General features: G+C 47.3%; 21 protein-coding genes. 5 read left to right on the top strand and 16 right to left on the bottom strand.

The annotated features are described in order from the left end of the window. Positions 1-52 precede the first annotated feature (52 nt). Positions 53-1267, bottom strand: a complete 1215-nt coding sequence (locus tag D8S85_RS04660; RefSeq protein WP_158641707.1) for a FecR family protein — start codon at positions 1265-1267, stop codon at positions 53-55. A gap of 216 nt (positions 1268-1483) precedes the next feature. On the opposite strand from D8S85_RS04660, the gene D8S85_RS04655 reads away from it, so the two are divergent. From D8S85_RS04655 to D8S85_RS04645, 3 genes are all read left to right on the top strand, one after another. Then, positions 1484-2491: a flavin reductase gene (locus tag D8S85_RS04655; protein WP_172726472.1), complete on the top strand. Its 1008-nt coding sequence runs from the start codon at positions 1484-1486 to the stop codon at positions 2489-2491. A gap of 10 nt (positions 2492-2501) precedes the next feature. Beyond that, on the top strand, positions 2502-3326 hold the full coding sequence (locus D8S85_RS04650; RefSeq protein WP_106625269.1) for a carboxymuconolactone decarboxylase family protein: 825 nt from the start codon (positions 2502-2504) through the stop codon (positions 3324-3326). 87 nt (positions 3327-3413) lie between these two features. Continuing rightward, on the top strand, positions 3414-4469 hold the full coding sequence (locus D8S85_RS04645) for a winged helix DNA-binding domain-containing protein (protein WP_106624935.1): 1056 nt from the start codon (positions 3414-3416) through the stop codon (positions 4467-4469). Here D8S85_RS04645 and D8S85_RS04640 read toward each other — a convergent pair whose 3' ends face one another. Next, positions 4470-5027, bottom strand: a complete 558-nt coding sequence (locus tag D8S85_RS04640; RefSeq protein WP_127074863.1) for an RNA polymerase sigma-70 factor — start codon at positions 5025-5027, stop codon at positions 4470-4472. It lies immediately after the preceding gene. Positions 5028-5137: 110 nt separating this feature from the next. On the opposite strand from D8S85_RS04640, the gene D8S85_RS04635 reads away from it, so the two are divergent. Further along, positions 5138-6799, top strand: coding sequence for a putative transporter (locus D8S85_RS04635; protein WP_106624933.1), 1662 nt, complete (start codon positions 5138-5140; stop codon positions 6797-6799). A 231-nt stretch (positions 6800-7030) separates the two neighbouring features. Further along, positions 7031-10252 (top strand): golvesin C-terminal-like domain-containing protein, encoded by a 3222-nt coding sequence (locus tag D8S85_RS04630; RefSeq protein ID WP_106624932.1) that lies wholly within the window; start codon positions 7031-7033, stop codon positions 10250-10252. Between the two features lie 533 nt (positions 10253-10785). Here D8S85_RS04630 and D8S85_RS04625 read toward each other — a convergent pair. The 14 genes from D8S85_RS04625 to D8S85_RS04560 form a co-directional block, all read right to left on the bottom strand. Beyond that, on the bottom strand, positions 10786-10989 hold the full coding sequence (locus D8S85_RS04625) for a hypothetical protein (RefSeq protein ID WP_004303920.1): 204 nt from the start codon (positions 10987-10989) through the stop codon (positions 10786-10788). Positions 10990-10999: 10 nt separating this feature from the next. After that, positions 11000-11398 carry a ribonuclease H family protein gene (locus tag D8S85_RS04620; RefSeq protein ID WP_004293685.1) on the bottom strand — a complete coding sequence of 133 codons (399 nt, stop codon included), beginning with the start codon at positions 11396-11398 and terminating at the stop codon, positions 11000-11002. Continuing rightward, positions 11395-11925 carry a hypothetical protein gene (locus D8S85_RS04615; RefSeq protein WP_004293684.1) on the bottom strand — a complete coding sequence of 177 codons (531 nt, stop codon included), beginning with the start codon at positions 11923-11925 and terminating at the stop codon, positions 11395-11397. Before D8S85_RS04615 ends, D8S85_RS04620 begins: the two co-directional genes overlap by 4 nt. Positions 11926-12087: 162 nt before the next feature. Beyond that, the gene (locus D8S85_RS04610; RefSeq protein ID WP_004303923.1) at positions 12088-12744 is read right to left on the bottom strand and encodes a hypothetical protein; all 657 of its coding nucleotides are present in this window, start codon (positions 12742-12744) and stop codon (positions 12088-12090) included. After that, complete coding sequence (locus tag D8S85_RS04605; RefSeq protein ID WP_004293682.1) at positions 12716-13039, bottom strand: MutS N-terminal domain-containing protein; 324 nt, start codon at positions 13037-13039, stop codon at positions 12716-12718. The genes D8S85_RS04610 and D8S85_RS04605 overlap by 29 nt, the downstream gene beginning before the upstream one ends. Before the next feature lie 154 nt (positions 13040-13193). Further along, complete coding sequence (locus D8S85_RS04600; RefSeq protein WP_021891778.1) at positions 13194-13604, bottom strand: hypothetical protein; 411 nt, start codon at positions 13602-13604, stop codon at positions 13194-13196. A gap of 13 nt (positions 13605-13617) precedes the next feature. Continuing rightward, positions 13618-13926, bottom strand: a complete 309-nt coding sequence (locus D8S85_RS04595; protein WP_004293680.1) for an LPD28 domain-containing protein — start codon at positions 13924-13926, stop codon at positions 13618-13620. A gap of 22 nt (positions 13927-13948) precedes the next feature. Continuing rightward, positions 13949-14605 (bottom strand): hypothetical protein, encoded by a 657-nt coding sequence (locus D8S85_RS04590; RefSeq protein WP_004293679.1) that lies wholly within the window; start codon positions 14603-14605, stop codon positions 13949-13951. A 3-nt stretch (positions 14606-14608) separates the two neighbouring features. Continuing rightward, positions 14609-14944, bottom strand: coding sequence for a helix-turn-helix domain-containing protein (locus tag D8S85_RS04585; RefSeq protein WP_004293678.1), 336 nt, complete (start codon positions 14942-14944; stop codon positions 14609-14611). Further along, positions 14920-15513 (bottom strand): hypothetical protein, encoded by a 594-nt coding sequence (locus tag D8S85_RS04580; protein ID WP_004293677.1) that lies wholly within the window; start codon positions 15511-15513, stop codon positions 14920-14922. The genes D8S85_RS04585 and D8S85_RS04580 overlap by 25 nt, the downstream gene beginning before the upstream one ends. A 12-nt stretch (positions 15514-15525) precedes the next feature. Beyond that, complete coding sequence (locus D8S85_RS04575) at positions 15526-16032, bottom strand: hypothetical protein (protein ID WP_008143058.1); 507 nt, start codon at positions 16030-16032, stop codon at positions 15526-15528. 22 nt (positions 16033-16054) lie between these two features. Further along, complete coding sequence (locus D8S85_RS04570; protein WP_004293675.1) at positions 16055-16501, bottom strand: hypothetical protein; 447 nt, start codon at positions 16499-16501, stop codon at positions 16055-16057. 38 nt (positions 16502-16539) lie between these two features. Continuing rightward, complete coding sequence (locus D8S85_RS04565) at positions 16540-17016, bottom strand: MutS N-terminal domain-containing protein (RefSeq protein ID WP_008143055.1); 477 nt, start codon at positions 17014-17016, stop codon at positions 16540-16542. Positions 17017-17117: 101 nt separating this feature from the next. Beyond that, complete coding sequence (locus D8S85_RS04560) at positions 17118-18020, bottom strand: hypothetical protein (RefSeq protein WP_022048016.1); 903 nt, start codon at positions 18018-18020, stop codon at positions 17118-17120. Positions 18021-18036 lie beyond the last annotated feature (16 nt).

Genomic DNA, 18036 nt, shown 5'->3' with positions numbered 1-18036 from the left:
AATTAATACAGAGGATCGGGAAATGTTGGCGCAGGCCCCGATCCTTTCTTTATTATCGGGCGTGGATGGTTATGGTATTGTCCTTGCGGGCGACAACCACTTTACCACTTTCATTGATAATTTCCAGTAGATCATCTATATTTTTGTATCTGTTTAGGTTCGTGGAGATTCGGATTTCCTTGGCTTCTGCCGTGGAATAAAATATGGTCATGTTATACCAACGTGCGAGGTCGTTCATCACGTCTTCCAGGCGTTGATTCCGGAATACGAACATACCTTCAATCCAACCCGTGTAGAGTTCCGTGTCGACCTTTTGCACCGAAGTCATCCCGGTTTCCTTGTCATATCGGAATTGTTCGGACGGGGTTAATTGCACTTGCGTCTGATCGGCGTAAGCCCATACAGAGCCTTCGACGAGAGTGGTATGCACGATGAGTTCGGTAGAGTAAGATTTCACGTTAAACTTTGTACCGGTAACTTTTACTCGCATTTGTTCCGTGTTGACGATAAATGGCCACTCCGTGGCTTTGTTTACTTCAAAATACCCTTCTCCGTCCAGGTACACTTCTCGTTTTTCATCCCCGAATTCCACGGGATACCGTAAAGTTGACTCACAGTTCAGCCATACTTTTGTCCCGTCAGCCAGTGTTACTTGGTAGTCAGCTCCGGCGGGAACACGTAACGTGTGATACGTGGTTTCTTTGTTTATCTTTTCCGGGACATTAGTTTCGGTCAAGTCTGTTTTTCCTGCATCGCTTTGATAAGAAAGCAGTTTTAGCGTGTCGTTTGTGATCAACGTCCCGTCCACGGCCTTTTGGTAAATCTCTTCTTGTGACAAGTCAAGAACTTCTCCCGTGGAAACGATCAATTGAGCGCTTCGTTTCCCTACATGTTCAATGGGTGTCATGGGGGAAACTGATTTTTTCTCTTTCCCTTGTTGCAGTAACATTCCTCCGGCTAGGGCCATCAGCATGCATACCCCTGCTGCCACTGAATACCATACCCTTCGGGTGGTTTTCCGCTTTTCCGGTGTAGGAGTATGAAAATCTTTTTGTATTTGCTGCCATAATTTTTGCCATTCCTGTTCGGGTTTCACTTGTTGACCGTATTCTTTCTCTAAGAATGCCATTCGGTTTGTGACCACTTCCTCGAACAGGTGTTTATTCCCCTCCTCTTGCAACCAGTTCATGAACTCCTCTTCCAGTAATCGTTCCGGCTCTCGAAAGTGTTCCAGTATAAATTCTATTTTATCTAGTTTTTCTTCCATTTGCATCTGGTTTTATCTTTTTACACTATATACACAGGTGAGGTTGAAAAATGGGTGAGTGGGAAATGATATTTTTTTGAAAAATACCACCCTCAAAATATTCCCCCGAACAGAATCGAGGATTTAGGTATGAATATCCGTAAATTATATACAACCCCATTTGTTTTATTGTCATAAATTTGTCATCAGAAATTTAATAGTAAAAGGTCACAAATTATGGATAGGAGAAACATTTTGAAAATAATATCGAGTTTTGTATTACTTGTCATGTTGTCATGCAACTCGGCAGTAAAAGAGAACGCGAATCAACCTAATATCATGGAAATAGAAAAGAAAAATCTCGGAAGCCTGTTGGCTCTCTATCCGAAGCCGATGACGGTGGTTGGAACAAAGGTGGAAGGAAAAGTAAATTGGCTTCTTGTCGCACACACGGGTATTATCGGTCACGATCGTATACTCGTGAGTATGAGTAAACGGCATTATTCTAATCAGGGAATCAAAGAATTGAAAAAGCTCTCCATTAATCTTGTCAGTCGTGAAATGCTGCCTCAAGCGGATTACGTGGGAAGCGTGAGCGGGAAGACGGTTGATAAGTCTGGTGTCTTCGCCTATCATATCGGGGAGAATGGTTCGCCTGTGATCGATGTGTCGCCTTTAACGATGGAATGTAACGTGGTGGATATTTATGAAACTGAAGGTTTCGATAATTTTATCTGCACGGTGGTCAATACCTATGCAACTCCCGATGTGCTTGATCATAACGGTAAACTCGACTACACTCGGTTAAAACCCGTGTTGTTTGAATTTCCGACTTACTCTTACCTTGCCACGGGAGAAGTCATCGGTAAGTGTTTGAATCTGGATAAGAAACCCGGTATGTGTGCCAAACAACCGATGGCAGCCGATGGTATCGTACGCCTGTCAAAAATAGAGGTCTATCCGGAGTACCTTGAGGAGTATATGAAGTACGCGACCGAAGTAGGCGAAGTCTCTCTGCGTACCGAACCGGGGGTATTGACCATGTATGCTGTCAGCGAAAAGGAAAATCCCTGCATGGTAACCATTCTCGAAACCTATGCAAGTCAAAAGGCTTACGAGTTACATATCGCGTCGGAACATTTTCAAAAGTACAAACAGGGAACACTGCACATGGTCAAGAGATTAACTCTCTCTGACCAGACACCCCTTAACCCTGCCAACCAAATCAATAACTTTATTCAATAAATAAATGATGATGAATAAATTTCTCTTATTTTCAGTATTCAGTATTTTAACGTTCAATGTTATGGCACAAGAAAAGATCGTACAGACGGCTGGGCGTGATAAACTTGGAGAGTTTGCCCCTAAATTCGCGGAACTCAATGATGATGTCCTTTTTGGTGAAGTTTGGAGTCGAACCGACAAACTGGGTCTGCGTGACCGTAGTTTAGTAACCATTACTTCCCTTATCAGCCAGGGAATTACGGACAACTCGCTTGTTTATCATCTTCAATCGGCAAAAAAGAACGGAATCACCCGTACTGAAATTGCCGAGATTATCACCCATATAGGCTTTTATGCCGGTTGGCCGAAGGCGTGGGCTGCGTTTAATTTGGCCAAGGGAGTATGGGCGGAAGACACGACCGGTAATGATGCCAAGGCTGCCTTCCAGCGTGAAATGATTTTCCCTATCGGCGAGCCGAATACGGCATACGCGAAGTATTTTATCGGGAATAGTTACCTCGCTCCGGTTTCTCGCGAGCAAGTTGCGATTTCCAATGTTACGTTTGAACCTCGTTGCCGCAATAATTGGCACATCCATCGTGCAACGAAAGGTGGTGGGCAAATGCTTATCGGTGTTGCCGGACGTGGTTGGTATCAGGAAGAAGGTAAGGCTCCCGTGGAAATCCTGCCCGGTACGGTCATCCATATTCCTGCTAACGTGAAACATTGGCACGGGGCAGCCGCTGACAGTTGGTTCGCTCATTTGGCCTTCGAGGTTCCCGGGGAGAAAACCTCCAACGAATGGCTCGAACCGGTTACGGATGAAGAGTACGATCAACTCGAACAGACCAAATGATGGTTATTCCCCGATCTGCTATTTTTTTAGGACATTCTTTGTATCTTTGAAAAAAATGAACGAGAATGTCCTAAAAAATGCAAATATATGATTACAGATATTCGTTTAAGGAGCCAGCAGTTGGTGAACCCGGCTTTTGATAATCCCAAGGAACTTGTGGCATGGATGGGTGCTTTGCAGGGACAGGAATATAATATGGCGAAGTGGGCCGTGGGCTTGCGGTTGAAGAAACCGGACATTCGGAAAGTGGAGATGGCTTTGGAAAAGGGGGAGATATTGAGGACTCACGTGTTGCGTCCGACTTGGCATCTGGTGGTGGCAGAGGATATTCGATGGATGTTGAAACTATCGGCCAAGCGGGTAAAATTGGCGTACGATTCGTATTGGAAAAATCACGGAATATCGGAGGAATTATATATCAGGAGCCATGATGTAATCGTAAGGGCCTTGGAGGGAAATAGATATTTGACCCGGCAGGAAATTGGGGAGGAATTGAATCGGGCAGGAGTTATCGTGGGAGATGATTTAGTGAAATATCTTTTAGGGCGAGCCGAAGTAGACGGGCTTGTTTGCAATGGCGTGGACAAAGGGAGTAAGCGGACTTACGCTTTACTGGATGAACGGGTTCCTCCAATGAAAGAGTTGCACAAGGAAGAGGCTTTGGCAAAATTGGCAATAAAATATTTCAGGAGTCATTCCCCTGCTAGTTTACAGGATTTTATCTGGTGGTCGGGGTTGTCTATAACAGAAGCCAAACAAGCGGTCGGGTTGATCGATTCGGAACTGATCACGGAAAAAATAGGCGAGACGGACTGGTTAATTCATGAATCGTGCGCGAGGAAGGCACGGACAAAACGAGTTCTACACTTGTTGCCTTCGTATGACGAATATCTCATTAGTTATAAAGATCGTTCGATGGCTTTGGAGCCGGAGTATTACAGGAAAGCTTTTAATTCCTTTGGCATTTTCTATCTGGTAATTCTATATAATGGGAAAATTGTCGGAAATTGGAATAAGTCTGCTAAAAAGAAGCCATTCGGACTCGAATCTTCATTCTTTATTCCGGGAATAAATGTCGATGAGGGGGAACTCGATAAGGCAAAAGAAAGGTTTAGAATATTTCATAACGGGAAGAATGACTGATCAGTCGGCATGTCTGTTTTGATTCGCGAGTAAAAGTAACAGCAGAGAAGTGGGAAATTCATCCCGCAATGTTTTCAAGCCTGTGGTGATGTGAGTCTTTACGGTATTCACCGAAATGTTTAACTCTTCGGCAATCTCTTTATATTTTTTACATTCGATAAAACTGAGTTTCATCACTTGCGAGCAGCGTTCGGGGAGGCGTTCGATGCGGCTCAGGATGCGTTCCAATAATTCTTCCCGGGTGGGATCATCCGATAGCGTGTACGTCGGGTCGTCGGCAAGGTGTTGTCGCGCGTGGTTATTCTGAATCTTTTTATGTTCCAGGTAATTCAATGCCCGGTTGCGGGTGAGGCTTAACAAGTAAGGGTACACGGGACGGGAGAAATCAATGGTGCTCCGGTGATTCCACAAACTGAGGAACACGTCGTGTACAATGTCTTTGGAGGCATCCAAATCGTTTACTAAACTCATGGTATAGAAACATAGGGTACGATAGTGTTGCTTGAATAATTGTTCAAACACCCGGCTACACTGTTTATTATCTTGCACACGTTCCATAATCCGACTTTGATTGTTCGCAAAGTTAGGAAAAGTGAGATTAAAAACAAAATAGCTCCCGATACGTATTCCTGTTTTTTTAATTAATTTTGGCGCTCAAAGATAAAATTATGGAATGGTTGACTAGTTTATTAACAGAACATTCAGTGATTCAGGCCGTAATAGTGATTTCACTGATCTCTGCAGTGGGGCTGGTTTTAGGGAAAATCAGTATATGGGGCGTGTCGTTGGGAGTAACTTTCGTGTTTTTCGTGGGTATCATGGCAGGGCATTTCGGTTTGTCGATCGATCCGCAGATGTTGAATTACGCGGAGAGCTTCGGGCTGATTATTTTCGTGTATGCCTTGGGTGTGCAGGTGGGACCCGGTTTTTTCTCTTCTTTGGGAAAAGGGGGATTGAAACTGAATATGTTGGCCATGCTGGTGGTTTTATTGGGAATCGTGATGACCTTGGGATTTCATTGGACCACGGGAGTATCCTTGCCCGATATGGTAGGAATCCTAAATGGTGCGGTGACGAATACGCCCGCTTTGGGTGCGGCACAGCAAACGTTGAAACAGTTGAATGATCCCGCGTCGGATTTGGCATTGGGGTGTGCCGTGACTTACCCGTTGGGGGTGGTAGGCGTGATTTTTGCCATTATTTTTGTGCGTAAACTTTTAGCTTCCAGTATATTTTTCAAAAAAGGTGATGAAAATAGCCACAAGAAAACAGTGGTCATGGGATTTCTCGCGAGCAATCCCGGGGTGTTCGGTAAGACAATCAAGGAGATTGCTCAGCAATCGTCAAAAAGGTTCGTGGTCTCCCGCTTGTGGAGGGATGAGAAGGTGATTATTCCGGCCTCCGACACGATCGTAAAAGAAGGAGACTGTTTGCTGATGATCACGACTAAAGGAGATGTCGAGGCATTGACCATGTTGATTGGGAAGCGGGATTCGAGAGATTGGAATAAGGAAGATATCGACTGGGATGCTATTGATAGCCAGTTGGTGTCCCACCGGATCGTGATTACCCGCCCGGAGATTAACGGGAAACGATTGGGGTCCTTGCGGTTGAGAAATCAATATGGGATAAATATAACCCGCATTTACCGGGCAGGTATCGTGTTGCTACCCACGCCGGACCTGATCTTGCAATTGGGTGATCGATTGACGGTGGTCGGGGAGGAATCGGCCATCGCGAAGGTGGAGAACGTGGTGGGGAATACCGTGAAAGATTTGGACGAGCCTAACTTGGTGGCCGTTTTTATCGGGATGGTGATGGGATTGTTGTTGGGATCGATTCCGTTGACGATTCCGGGCATTAGCTTTCCGGTAAAGTTAGGTTTGGCCGGAGGGCCTATCGTGATGGGGATTCTCGTGGGGGCTTTCGGTCCCCGGATTCACATGGTGACTTACACGACAATCAGTGCCAACCTGATGCTCCGGGCGTTGGGGCTTTCCATGTATCTGGCTTGCCTGGGACTTGACGCGGGAACTCATTTCTTCGAAACTGTCTTCCGTCCGGAAGGTGCGCTGTGGGTCGGTTTGGGATTTGCCATTACGGTGGTTCCGGTGATCCTTGTTGCGATTGTCTCCATTAAATGGATGAAAATAGATTTCGGCTCGGTGGCCGGAATGTTGTGCGGGAGCATGTCTAACCCGATGGCGTTGAATTACGTGAATAGCACGGTGGACAGCGATGCGCCTTCGGTGGCCTACGCGACAGTCTACCCGTTGACGATGTTCGTGAGAGTCATTATGGCACAGGTGATTCTGATGCTATTCTTGTAAATAGAGAGAGAACGTATCAGTTTGTCAATTCAATGCTTTTCTAGCGAATGATATCATGGAAAAACGTTTATAACGTTATGGTCCAATAGATATACTGTACAATTAAATTTCTACTTATATATCAAATGTTTGCAATGTAGCATTTTTTTTACCTATCTTTGAAAAGGGAGGAGATTTTAGTGGAGAGTGAAAAAATGTGTACTTGAAAAATAAACCTGTAAAAGTGTATTTATGGAAACATGGCAAACTGTTGTAAGTTATGAAGGTAAACTAGTAAGGCGAAATTGGTTATTCTACCTCTTCGTCGTGGGAGTACTAGGGTATGCGTCGGTTTTTCTTATCCCGTGGGACATTCATCGGGGGTGGTGGTCTAGGATCGTTTTTGCCTCTTCTATTCCGATGAGAGGAGTCTATTTTTTGAATTTGTTGCAGTCATTGGTGGTCGTATTTCTCGTTTGTGATATTCAAAGGAGGCGGAATAAGGCAGAGAGTCGGGAGGTGCTTTTCGTGCGACCGTTAACTAACGCTCGGATGTTTTGGGCGGAGTTGGTGGGAATGGCTCTCCCTTTTTTGGTGGTAGACGTGGTTTTCATGGCATTTTGCCTGTTTATTAATTTGGTGATTCCGGATTCGCCGACAAACCTGTGGGTGTACTTCTCTTTTTTGGTAAGGGATGTGTTGCCGACGTTAGCGTTTGTTACGGGGTTATCGCTGTTGGTGAACAGGGTATTACGACATTTTTTCTTAAGCTGGGTCGTGCTGACTGTTTTTTTTGGCGTGTCGTATCTTTACTTGGTGGAACCCTTACATGGAATACTGGATTTCAGGGGAAGCCTGTTACCGGAGTCTTTTTCCTCGATAGTGGGGTTTGTGCATTCCGAAGCGTGCTTATTGCAACGAGGCGTGTTCTTGTTGCTGGGATTGGGATTGTTGTGCGTGGCGGTTCCTTTTGCGAGGCGGTTGTGTGACGTGCCGTCCCGACATGCGTTCTATCACGTCATGGGTGGCGTGTTGCTGGTATTGGCGGTGGGGATGGGATACGCTTATGTCGAAAAATTCCGGATACGACAGGAGAATCGGAAGGCATACCGGGAGGCTTTCTCGCGGTACGAGGAGTATCCCAAGGTGCGAATCGAGACGCATGACATCACGTATAAGTCCGAGGGCAATAGATTTTCGGCGGAGAGCTGGATGACGGTGGTGAATCGAAAGGCGGAAAAGTTGGAACGTTTGATCCTGTTCCTGAATCCCGGTTTGGAAATCAGTAATTTGACATCGGAGGACGGGGATGTTCCTTTCCGGAGGGATCGACAGGTAGTGGTGGTCGAGCGGTCGCTGGCTCCCGGGGATAGCGTGGTGCTGGAAATGAAGTACGGGGGATATATAGACCAGGATGTTTACCAGGTGGATATCGATGATGATAGGTATTTCGCTCCTAGGCGGCAAACAAGGTGGGTGGAACGCCTCGGGAAAGGTTCGGCCTTCGTGTCGGGGAATTACACGTTGCTCATCCCGGAGGTGCTATGGTACCCGGCAGCGGTGGCCCCGGTAGCATTGCAGCCGTCAAGAGAGACGGATTTCACGGATTACACCTTGCGCGTGAAGAATCCCAAGGGGCGGATGGTGTTGTCGCAAGGCGTGACGGAAAGGCGGCACGACGAGGTGATGTTTCGCAATTTGCAAGCATTAACCGGATTGTCACTTTGCATGGGTGATTACGTGAAGCGGTCGGTGGTTGTGGATTCCGTCACGCTGGAGTTCTACACTTACCCGGGGAATGATTTTTACTTGAAACCATTCGACGGTTGGATGGATAAAATCGCGACAAAACCGAACACGGGGGAGTACTGGAAGGAGTTGGTGGGCAAGTGTCGCGACCGCGTGGAGGAAAATATGCCCAACGCTTATCCGTTCAAATTCCTGAAAATCGTGGAGGCTCCTTCTTCTTTCCTGCATGACTATTCGTTTCATAATAACGTGCAACCGGAAATGGTGTTTTTCGGGGAACGGATGTGGGAGAGTTATGATAAACCGGGGGATCTTTCTCTTGATAAATTGAGGGAGGAAAGCGTGCAGGAACATATGTTATTTCATGATTTTCCTCCTTTTCTTGCCAGTGCAGGAGTGGAACGACTTTTTGCGGATTTTCACTGGAGCGTTGCTTCCGACAGGTACGCGGGGATAGATATGTTGTTTGGTAAAATGGCAAATCCGACGCTTGATAAGTTGCCACTGTTCCCGTCGATGTTGGATAGTATCGCACCGGGAGGATTGGAAGGGATAATCCGGGGGGAGTATTTTTGGGGATACGATAAGCTGGTTGGCATGAAAGTTAATCAGTTGCTGGCTTACCTGACGACAATTACCACTTGGGATTCGGTGTGTGCTTACACGCGGGAGTTTTACGAGAGTGCCCGTTTCCGGGAAGTGGATTTTGATGTGTTCATGGAGGGATTCCGCGAGCGTTTTGGTCAGGACATCCAGCCATTCGTGGATGAATGGTACACGACACGCGAGATCCCGCGGTTGGTGATAAAGGATTTGGTATTCCGGCAGACGAAGGAGATAAAGTCGATTGATTTCATGGTGGGCAATATGGGTAAGGTGGATGGCCTGGTTTCTGTAATTGAATCTTATTCAGATGATAATGGAAAATGGGTTATTAAAAATTGGCGAGGCTACTTGGTCAAGCCGGGAGAATACAAACGGATTGTTGCCTGCCAGCCGAGAGAAATGAATCTTTTCTTAACCACCAATTTTGCGAGGAGCGTACCGGAACGATTTATGTTTGGCTCTCATGGAGTCCCCTTGTGGAAGGGAGACCTTCCGGGGGAGCGTGTCGAAATTCTAGACAGGGATCAGTTTTATCCTCCCGGGGAGATTATCGTTGATAACGAGGACGAGGGGTTTCATTTGATCGATTCGGCGGGTAGCAAGTTGAAGCGGTTGGCAGAGCGGTTAGCGAAAGAGGACGAGGAGGAATATAGGACGGGGTCGGATTTCAAGAAGGGGTCGTGGGGAAGACCGTTTATAAAGCAAGATGGGGTTTACGGAGAGGAGATTCTGAGTGCCTTTATCAAGATCGCCGGAAATGGGAATTGTAAGGCGATATGGACAACAGATCTTCCGGAAACGGGTAAATACGAGATCTTTGTTTATCAATCTCGTGTTAGTGCCGGAGCTTGGGAATGTAGCTATGAATCAAATTATCCGGGAATGAAAAATTATTATACTGTTGACACCCCGGAGGGAAGCAAAGAAATCGAGCTGGAGAGGACAAGGGACGATACCGGATGGGGGTCGTTGGGGGTATTTGATTTGTCTGCAGGGAAATCTCGAGTGGTTTTGGATGATAGGGGTATGTCTTCGTTTGAGGTGACAGAGAAATGGGGAAACGACAAGTACGCTCAAGTGGTGGTGGCGGATGCAGTAAAATGGGTGAAGGTGAAGTAGGTTGTTTGAGCGGAAATTGCGATATAAAAAGGGACTATCTAACAAGTCTTATTCCTATCAACAAGCTACCCCCTCCAACTCCCCCTTACACAGGGGGAGGGTTGATTACCAAGCGGTTTCCCCTCCTGTGCAAGGAGGGGTTAGGGGTGGTAGTCATTAAAAGACTGACTATGGGCAAACTTTTTTTGTTTGATAATTGATTGATAACCAGTAGTTAGTTTCGCTTAAAAAAGCTAATCTCTACTTATAAGCATACATAGAGGGTTTCAATAACCAACTGATACTGAAGACAAAAGTATATAAAAAAGTCGGATTGTAAAACACTGGAAAAGAACCTTCTTTTATCAATCAAGGAAATCAAAAAGTGTATAGAGCAAAGTGGCGCATGTATGGTATAGATAATTCCGTACATGCGCCACTTTCTTAATCATCTGATTTGCATTGATTTACATTAATTGTTATTATATACTATCATTTGGTACTGATAAGCATTGATTTTGCTTGTGGGGTGTATTATTGTCCACCTAAAAAAATCAAGAATATCTCCTTGAAACGGGTTTGACGAGCAGGTCGATGTGCTCGTGTTCAAGGATATGTTCCATAGCCTTGTATATGGGCATCTTTTCGATACCGGCAATCTTCAGGGCTTCCATCTTGATGGTATTCTCGATGAGCAACAGGTAGTCTTCCTCCTTCAGCTCAACATATTTCTGTGACTGTGATTTTAATTTTGCCATATTGATGTTGTTATTTGTTTCCGAAGTCGGCAGGAATCTCACCCCACAGGCGGTTGTCCCAGTGCAGCACTTCGATGTCCTTGATTCTTGCCTCCATCACTTTGAGGAATATCTCCGCTTTCTGCAATGCCGGGCATCTGCGTGAAGAGGCTGTCTGTTTGTTACGATACCACGTGATGGCTGTAATGCTGTCCGAGTAGATTGTTCGCGGACTTTCCGGATGTTCCATGACATATCTGACCGCCTCGACAATGCCGAGAAACTCCCCGATATTGTTCGTCCAGTTACCGATAGCTTTGGAAAAGAGTTCTTTTCCTGAAGAGAGGTCGACAGCCCGGAAGCGTGTCAACCTCTCTTTTGCAGAATGGGCACCGTCGGTCGCAATACCCACGACCGGTTTTTCTTTCATTGAATTCCTCCCTGATGTCTGTCTCCCGTATAGATGAACCCGTCGGATTCCATACGTCGTACCAGAGCACGCGCCTGATTCAGATAGTCGGTGATGACACCTTCCTTGTACTTGATATCCTTGCGTCCCTTGAGGATTTCCAGCACACCGTCTATTGTGCGGCTCATTACGCTCTTGCCGTCTTTCGGGTCGAAGAAAATCTTTTTGTTGCCGAACGTCACAGTTACTTGATACAATGTCTTCGGGACGATCACTGTTTCCACATGCGCCTGAAATAACACGGGGGTAGCGGCAACGACTACATACCCGTTGGCTTTGTGCATGGGTTTCAACTCTACCGAGTATAGTATGTTTGGCTCGAGAGTTCCTTTCAGGTCTTCCGAAAGGACACAAATCTGCTTGCCGAATCTTGAGTCTTCACGGACTCCCATCAATTTACGTGTCTTGGAATGGCGCGAAACGAACCCTATCAGTTCGCCCGTCTCTTCCGATCTCGCAAACTTCAGTTGCGATTTTTCCGATGTCATATTACTGTTCTTTCATATTCAATCTATTGCTTTCAATTGACAATCTGTTTTCAATGGGTCACTTTTCCATACAAATATATGCCAATTTTTCACGCCAACAAAACGTTTTAGTTATTAATTTTCAGATGGTTATGTGTAATATATATAGAGAAAAGGCTGCATTCAGTACAGCCTTTCCTCCTCTGTAAAATGACTGAAACGCTCGTCAGTATCAGAAGTTTGCAGTAGATAACGGCATTTCCAATAACGGTAAATCCGCCTTCCGTTGGGTATACAGTGATTTATATCGTCAGCATTCAGATATTGGTTCCCTTGTTCCGTACCGTGGTGCATCCATGTAGCGCACCCGGGCAGGTCCGGGTTGTTCCGGACATAGAAGTCCATTTTCTCTTTACCGGCGACAAAGATATTGTGTATCCGTACGTCCTTATCGATAGGAAACCGGTAGGCGTACAACGCGAAGTCACAGATGTCGGTTTCCAGCAGGTTGCCGCCAAAGTGTTCGGGAGCTTTCCGTTTCAGGTTCTCGAACCCCTCCAAAATACCCGGCCTGTCGCATATCTCGGCAAACCTTTCATCCGTTACCGGCGCAGCCGTCGCATAAACCACCCGAAAACCATTATCCGTACTGTCCAGTACCATGACATGCGCGACTATCCCCGGTGATTTGTTGATACTTTCGTCAATGCTGTCCGAGTCCGTGGTCAGACAGCATTTCAGCGTTCCGATGATTAATACCGCTACCACCAACAGTGTCCAAGGACCTATTGCTGCCGCTATCAATATCAATTCATCGGCCCGTTTCCGTATTTGTTTCATTGATTTTGAGAATGTGGCGGCCGGATACCCCCCGGACCTCGGACACGCATACCTTGCATCCTGCATCCAGCAACCGGTTTCTACATTCTTCCAAGGCGGCGTCGGAAATCCTGATGGCAGGTATACCTGCCGCCGTCATCTTGAACCGGGGCACTTCCGTGATCCGGGTAATCGTTTCGGCATCATCAAAATACGCCTCGAATGAATCTCCGACATGGAAAAGGATGATGGTTTCCACGCCATGCCTTTCCTTCATGCCGCCGTAACAGCGGCGAATAATCTCTTCCTTTTTCATATCAAATAGATATATTAGGTTTGATGTCAGCCAAACATGAAAGTGCCTGTAATCCGTTCAACTGCCGGGCTTTCGTCCGAAATACATATACAGACTTTCTTCATCTGACAAATATACAATAAATTACGGAACGACCCATGTCTATTGCATGAAACTATCCTTTCATCTTCACCTCCCTTCTTTCAAATTGTTCGCGGATGATTTCAACGAGTTGTCCGATGCTGTCGATTTTGTGACTCTTACCGCAGGCTTTGCCATGGAACAATGGCGTGAAGTACAGGTTAAAATCCTCATCGATGGAAAAACCTCCCACGAGGACGATACCCGCCTTGATACGGTAATACTCGCCGTACATGGCGTAATCATCCGTAGTTTTGGTGAACCCGTACTCCGGCAACAAGTCCGGCAAAGTGTCCAGGATCGGCCGGATAACATCCTTGAGAAAATTCGGGGTCTCAACTTCCTTTTTCCGTTTCCGACCTTTTCTGCCGGTTCCGTTATCGTCTTGCAGGTAATGGGCATCGAAACGATCCCGATACCTTTCTGTCAGTTCCTTAATATCCATATCCTTTATACATTTAATTGTTTTCCTCAAGCCACTCTTCCAGTGTCATGGAGGCCTCGAAACCGTATTCGTCAATCTGTACATAGCCGTCCTTTTCCGTGATAAACTCTTTCCTGGTCAGGATGGTTCCGCCATGATTTACCATCACCGTCGGTTCGATGGTCGCCAGACGGTCCCCGTCATCCGACTCCCGGATATCGTATGCGTACAGTCCCTCCGGAACGGCATTCCGGTCAATCCGCATATCCGTAAACAATGCAGGCGTGTCATTGATGGTCATAGACTCAAAGGTCTCGTTGCCAATGTTTTCTTTTGTAATCATATTTATTGATTCAAATAGTTTATTATTCCTGCTTGGGAAGTTCAATGGCTCTTACCCAATTGTTCCGGTCATCAAAACATTCATCATTGATGTTGGCCGTAAATTCCAGCGGTGTCATCTTCTCAACCCGCGTTGCGGGGTTATTTTCGTAATCAACGATGATTTTCCCGGCCGGAACGTCACGTTCAAATTCGTCCAGCGGGAAAGAGAATATCCATATTTCCCGGTCTTTATCTTCCCCAAGAAACGCCTTGAGGTTGTCTGTATAAGCCTGGCATTTGTCCCACGAGGTTTCCACGAATGAAATGATTTCCTCTTCCGGTTTGCCGGTACGGTCTTTCAGGAATGCAACGGCATTCCCTTTCCAGATATCCTGCTCGACACAGAGTTCCAGATAACGTTCCCAGACTGTCACCAGCCAGTCCATGTTAATCTCATGCAGGTGGCGGCAGGTGAAACGCTCCCGGCTTTCCGCGTTGTAAAGCGTGCAGCTTCCGTCCGTGCGTATCTCCTCCAACCGGTACATGGTGTATACCGGTATCCCGTGGCCATACCCGTCTTCCCCTTCCTCCTCGACATATACCGTATGGGGCAACATATTTTCCGGCATTTTCGGTATCGCACACAGGTTGGCTATAACTTCCTGTTCCAACGCTTTTTGTTTCTCCTGTATTCTCATTGTCTATCCATCTTTTAGTATGATTTTACCTTCTTGAAATAATCTCTGTTTGTAACGACGGTGGTTGCGTATATTTTCGGTATGTTTCTTCCGGTCATATTTATACAAGCCTTTTGCCTTGTTCTCTCTCAGCAGTTCCTTGTTCCGCTCTTCGCTTTCTGGGTTCACAATGAAGGTTATCAGCCTGCGGCTGACACCGTATTCCCGGGCAAGCTGGCGCTGGCTGACAGCTTCTGTCATGTAACGGTGGAAAATTTCAGCCTTCTGAAAAGGAGTGAGCTTCTGCCTGCGGTCATATTGTGTCCCGCTGATGATTATTCCCGAGCTTTTGTATGGCATGGTGAAGTCTGTTTTTCGTTTGTGGTCCATGAATGGTAGATGCGTTGTTTGCCATCTAAGGAGAGTAGAAACCAGCGGCTATAAATCCGTTCCAGCGTTTCGGTGTCGTGCCCGTATATCGGTCCCAGTTCGTTTGCAAACATCGCCGCTACCTTCAGCCTCCTGGTATCGGACAGCTTCTCCCACCAGCGGCAAATGGTCTTGTACTGCTTCACGTCCGTTACAAGGTCCGGAACCGGAGCGGAGGAGATATATTCCGCCTCTTTGCCGCACGGTGCCTGCCAGAACCCCTGTTCGCAAAGAGCGCGTTGCTCGTCACAAACCCGTTCTGCAAAGGATTTGAGTGCCATTTGGAATATCTTTCTTTCCAGTTCCTTACGTTCCATGGACAGTTCATGCACACCCACGTTCAGCCCGTGCTTATTGCGTTCATCCGGGGAAAGCTTGTTGCTCAAGGCTTTCCTGACCAGTTCCAGCCGTTCTTTCAGAGGGCCGTATTCGTTGTTATCTAAATACCGGTTAAACAGTTCCTGTTCGTTTCCGGGCAGTATGAATATATTTTCCATCATGCATCATTTAAGTTATCGGATGTGAATAGGATATATCGCAGTGGATAGCGGGTGTCGGGGTGCGGAAATAGCCACGAGATCCCGTGCCGTCAAGGGGCGCAGAAAAACGGCATCGAACTCCTGAGTATCGTCTTCACGGATATCTCGGACTTCAATGATCCATGTGCCTTCATAGCGGCACCAGGCAATCACCTCCAAAATCATTTCCTTTCTGTAGTCAGCCGGTCCGTCCCCGAAACTTTCACGTATCCGCTTAATTGCATCGTCTGTCAGCCGGACAAATTCCCCTTTGCGGAACGGAGCTTCCGGCGTAACGGCAGGAGCCAGCATCTGCCAGTCTTCATGTCCGTCCAGGTCTTCCACAGCCATTGCGTAGGCTTTGTATTCAGCTTCGGTCTCGAAATGTCGGGTTATCACATATCCCCCGGATTCGGCCGTGCTCTCCACCGACGAGATATCCCCGGTTTTCCTGTATATGCTTACAGTATCCTTACCGAGTAGAACTTTTACTGTTATCATTATTGCAGATGGTGTGGTTTTATTATAAATGGAACTCCACGTCTTCCTCCTCGAACTCCGTGTCGTGGTCCTCGTTGTACCCCTCGACGGTCGAACCAGGGACATAGGTCTCTCCGCCAATCCCATAACGTCCGGCATCGAGCAGTTTCCGAAGGGTTTCGGTGTCCCCGTTTAGAATCCTTTCGATGTCCTCCCGGCTGCCCCGGACGCTAATTCCGAGACGTAGCCAGAGATTTTCCTCTCTCGAGGTGTCCGCCTCTTCCGACCGGTGGCGTATGATATGATAATCACTCCATCCGTCGGCATCGTTTACCCCGGCGATGTAGGCATTGTACTCCGCCTCAGTCTCGAACTCTTTCTCGTCCACGACGCCCCCGTTATCCGCCAGCCATTCTTCAGAAGGCAGTTCATTGTTCTCTTCATATTCCCGTACGGCGTCCTCGCCGAAAATCGTTGTTATCTTTATCATGTGTCTTTGGGTTTTGAATATTTGTTATTTAATGGTTATCAAACTCGTTTGCCCGAACCGGTTTGATTCGGTTCGCAGACAGCCACCCGGTTTCCGGCGCGTATCAGTTTGGGGAGATACACGTCCAGGTCACGAAAAGAAAACCGCAGTTCCTTGACGCCTTTCCCTTGCCCGTCGACGCGTTCGGCGGTGGCAATGCCCAAAATGCCGGAAGCGGCGATGGCATCATCCTCATACAATTCACAAGATTCCCCGTTTCGGAAAATGTACAGGGCATCCGGGTGCGCCGCTTTCATCTCGCGGTATTTTCCCATCATGTCGGAAACTCCCGGGACATTTCCGTTCCCCGTTACATTCCGGGTCTTCAGTAGGTTCCTCGTGGCGTCGATGTCGATGAAATTCGTCCAGCCGGCTTTATGAAGTTCGACAGCAGCTTCCCGCAGGGATACCTTCCCGTTCTCGACCTCCTCTTTCAGGGATTCGAGAATGTTCTTGATTTTATAATCATTCATCATATTTTTTATTCTTTGGTTACATTGTTACTTGTTCCGACGGTATTCCGGTCAAGGGGAAAGCACCCGTGGCCTCCGGTAACCCGTCGATACACTGCCCGTCGTCAGGATTTCCCCGACAGGTAATGCCCGATGGACTTGTAACGGTTAGGAATGTTCGCGTTCTCGTTGAAACCGTTCAGGCAGTGGAGCAAGGCATCTTCGAGCGTGACATAACGACGGTCGAAAGTTTGGATATTATCCAGACAATAAGCATTTACAGCGTATTTGAAAGGCGCGTACATCCTTTCGTTCTCCCGCTTTAAAATGACAAACCAGTCGAAATGGAGTTTCAAGCGGAAACCGTCGCTCTCGCCGACTTTCATCAGCCGCTCTTCGTCGAGAAGCCGCCGCACGAGTGTGGCGTCGAGCTGACGGGTATACTCCCTGTACGCCTTGATACGGGCCGTGTAAGCCGCGGCATATTGTTCGATGTCCGTTTCTTTCAGCCGATGTTCCGCCGGGTAAAAGTCCAGCACCTCTTTCGTCGTGACGGGAATTTTCAGGTCGTCCACCCCGATCTCGTAGGTCTTGTTTTCCAACACGTCGTGGAACTCGAACCCTTGAATTCCCATGAGGGTAAATTCTCGCGTCGGGTCAGGGAGCGCAAGTGATTTGAGCTCTTCGAGGTCGCGGCACACGGCCACGACCGGATACTTCTCGACCACGTCTGACGGGCCTCCGATGCGGATATACGCCTTTTCACACCCGTCGTAATCACCATGCCGGACAATGTCGCAGCAGGTGTAGTTAGGGGCGGCACGATGCCGCGCCGTATATTCCGTCCAAAGCTTGTCCAGCCCGGCTTTTACTTCGTCAGGGTCGGTCAGGGCAACGTTGCCGCACTGGCTGCACCGGCCGTCCGACAAGGCGTTGCGGGTAAATTCGAGGAACTGTCTGGTGTTCGGGTCGATGACGGCGGTACATTTCACTCCAGTGCCGCCGCAGATACTGCATACGATTGACATAAGTTTTTTGATTTGT

Source organism: Butyricimonas faecalis (assembly GCF_003991565.1).
GTDB lineage: Bacteria > Bacteroidota > Bacteroidia > Bacteroidales > Marinifilaceae > Butyricimonas > Butyricimonas faecalis.
Note: the sequence above shows the minus strand (reverse complement) of the source record. Positions and strands in the feature narration are given on the sequence as shown.

Excerpts from the sequence above, each read along its gene's own strand:
- D8S85_RS04560 (WP_022048016.1), bottom strand. The coding sequence starts at position 18,020 with ATGTCAATCGTATGCAGTATCTGCGGCGGCACTGGAGTGAAATGTACC.
- D8S85_RS04650 (WP_106625269.1), top strand. The coding sequence starts at position 2,502 with ATGAATAAATTTCTCTTATTTTCAGTATTCAGTATTTTAACGTTCAAT.
- D8S85_RS04585 (WP_004293678.1), bottom strand. The coding sequence starts at position 14,944 with ATGCCATACAAAAGCTCGGGAATAATCATCAGCGGGACACAATATGAC.
- D8S85_RS04565 (WP_008143055.1), bottom strand. The coding sequence starts at position 17,016 with ATGATGAATGATTATAAAATCAAGAACATTCTCGAATCCCTGAAAGAG.
- D8S85_RS04610 (WP_004303923.1), bottom strand. The coding sequence starts at position 12,744 with ATGAAACAAATACGGAAACGGGCCGATGAATTGATATTGATAGCGGCA.
- D8S85_RS04595 (WP_004293680.1), bottom strand. The coding sequence starts at position 13,926 with ATGATTACAAAAGAAAACATTGGCAACGAGACCTTTGAGTCTATGACC.
- D8S85_RS04570 (WP_004293675.1), bottom strand. The coding sequence starts at position 16,501 with ATGATAAAGATAACAACGATTTTCGGCGAGGACGCCGTACGGGAATAT.
- D8S85_RS04635 (WP_106624933.1), top strand. The coding sequence starts at position 5,138 with ATGGAATGGTTGACTAGTTTATTAACAGAACATTCAGTGATTCAGGCC.
- D8S85_RS04580 (WP_004293677.1), bottom strand. The coding sequence starts at position 15,513 with ATGATGGAAAATATATTCATACTGCCCGGAAACGAACAGGAACTGTTT.
- D8S85_RS04655 (WP_172726472.1), top strand. The coding sequence starts at position 1,484 with ATGGATAGGAGAAACATTTTGAAAATAATATCGAGTTTTGTATTACTT.
- D8S85_RS04625 (WP_004303920.1), bottom strand. The coding sequence starts at position 10,989 with ATGGCAAAATTAAAATCACAGTCACAGAAATATGTTGAGCTGAAGGAG.
- D8S85_RS04645 (WP_106624935.1), top strand. The coding sequence starts at position 3,414 with ATGATTACAGATATTCGTTTAAGGAGCCAGCAGTTGGTGAACCCGGCT.
- D8S85_RS04600 (WP_021891778.1), bottom strand. The coding sequence starts at position 13,604 with ATGGATATTAAGGAACTGACAGAAAGGTATCGGGATCGTTTCGATGCC.
- D8S85_RS04620 (WP_004293685.1), bottom strand. The coding sequence starts at position 11,398 with ATGAAAGAAAAACCGGTCGTGGGTATTGCGACCGACGGTGCCCATTCT.
- D8S85_RS04590 (WP_004293679.1), bottom strand. The coding sequence starts at position 14,605 with ATGAGAATACAGGAGAAACAAAAAGCGTTGGAACAGGAAGTTATAGCC.
- D8S85_RS04640 (WP_127074863.1), bottom strand. The coding sequence starts at position 5,027 with ATGGAACGTGTGCAAGATAATAAACAGTGTAGCCGGGTGTTTGAACAA.
- D8S85_RS04615 (WP_004293684.1), bottom strand. The coding sequence starts at position 11,925 with ATGACATCGGAAAAATCGCAACTGAAGTTTGCGAGATCGGAAGAGACG.
- D8S85_RS04575 (WP_008143058.1), bottom strand. The coding sequence starts at position 16,032 with ATGATAACAGTAAAAGTTCTACTCGGTAAGGATACTGTAAGCATATAC.
- D8S85_RS04630 (WP_106624932.1), top strand. The coding sequence starts at position 7,031 with ATGGAAACATGGCAAACTGTTGTAAGTTATGAAGGTAAACTAGTAAGG.
- D8S85_RS04605 (WP_004293682.1), bottom strand. The coding sequence starts at position 13,039 with ATGAAAAAGGAAGAGATTATTCGCCGCTGTTACGGCGGCATGAAGGAA.
- D8S85_RS04660 (WP_158641707.1), bottom strand. The coding sequence starts at position 1,267 with ATGGAAGAAAAACTAGATAAAATAGAATTTATACTGGAACACTTTCGA.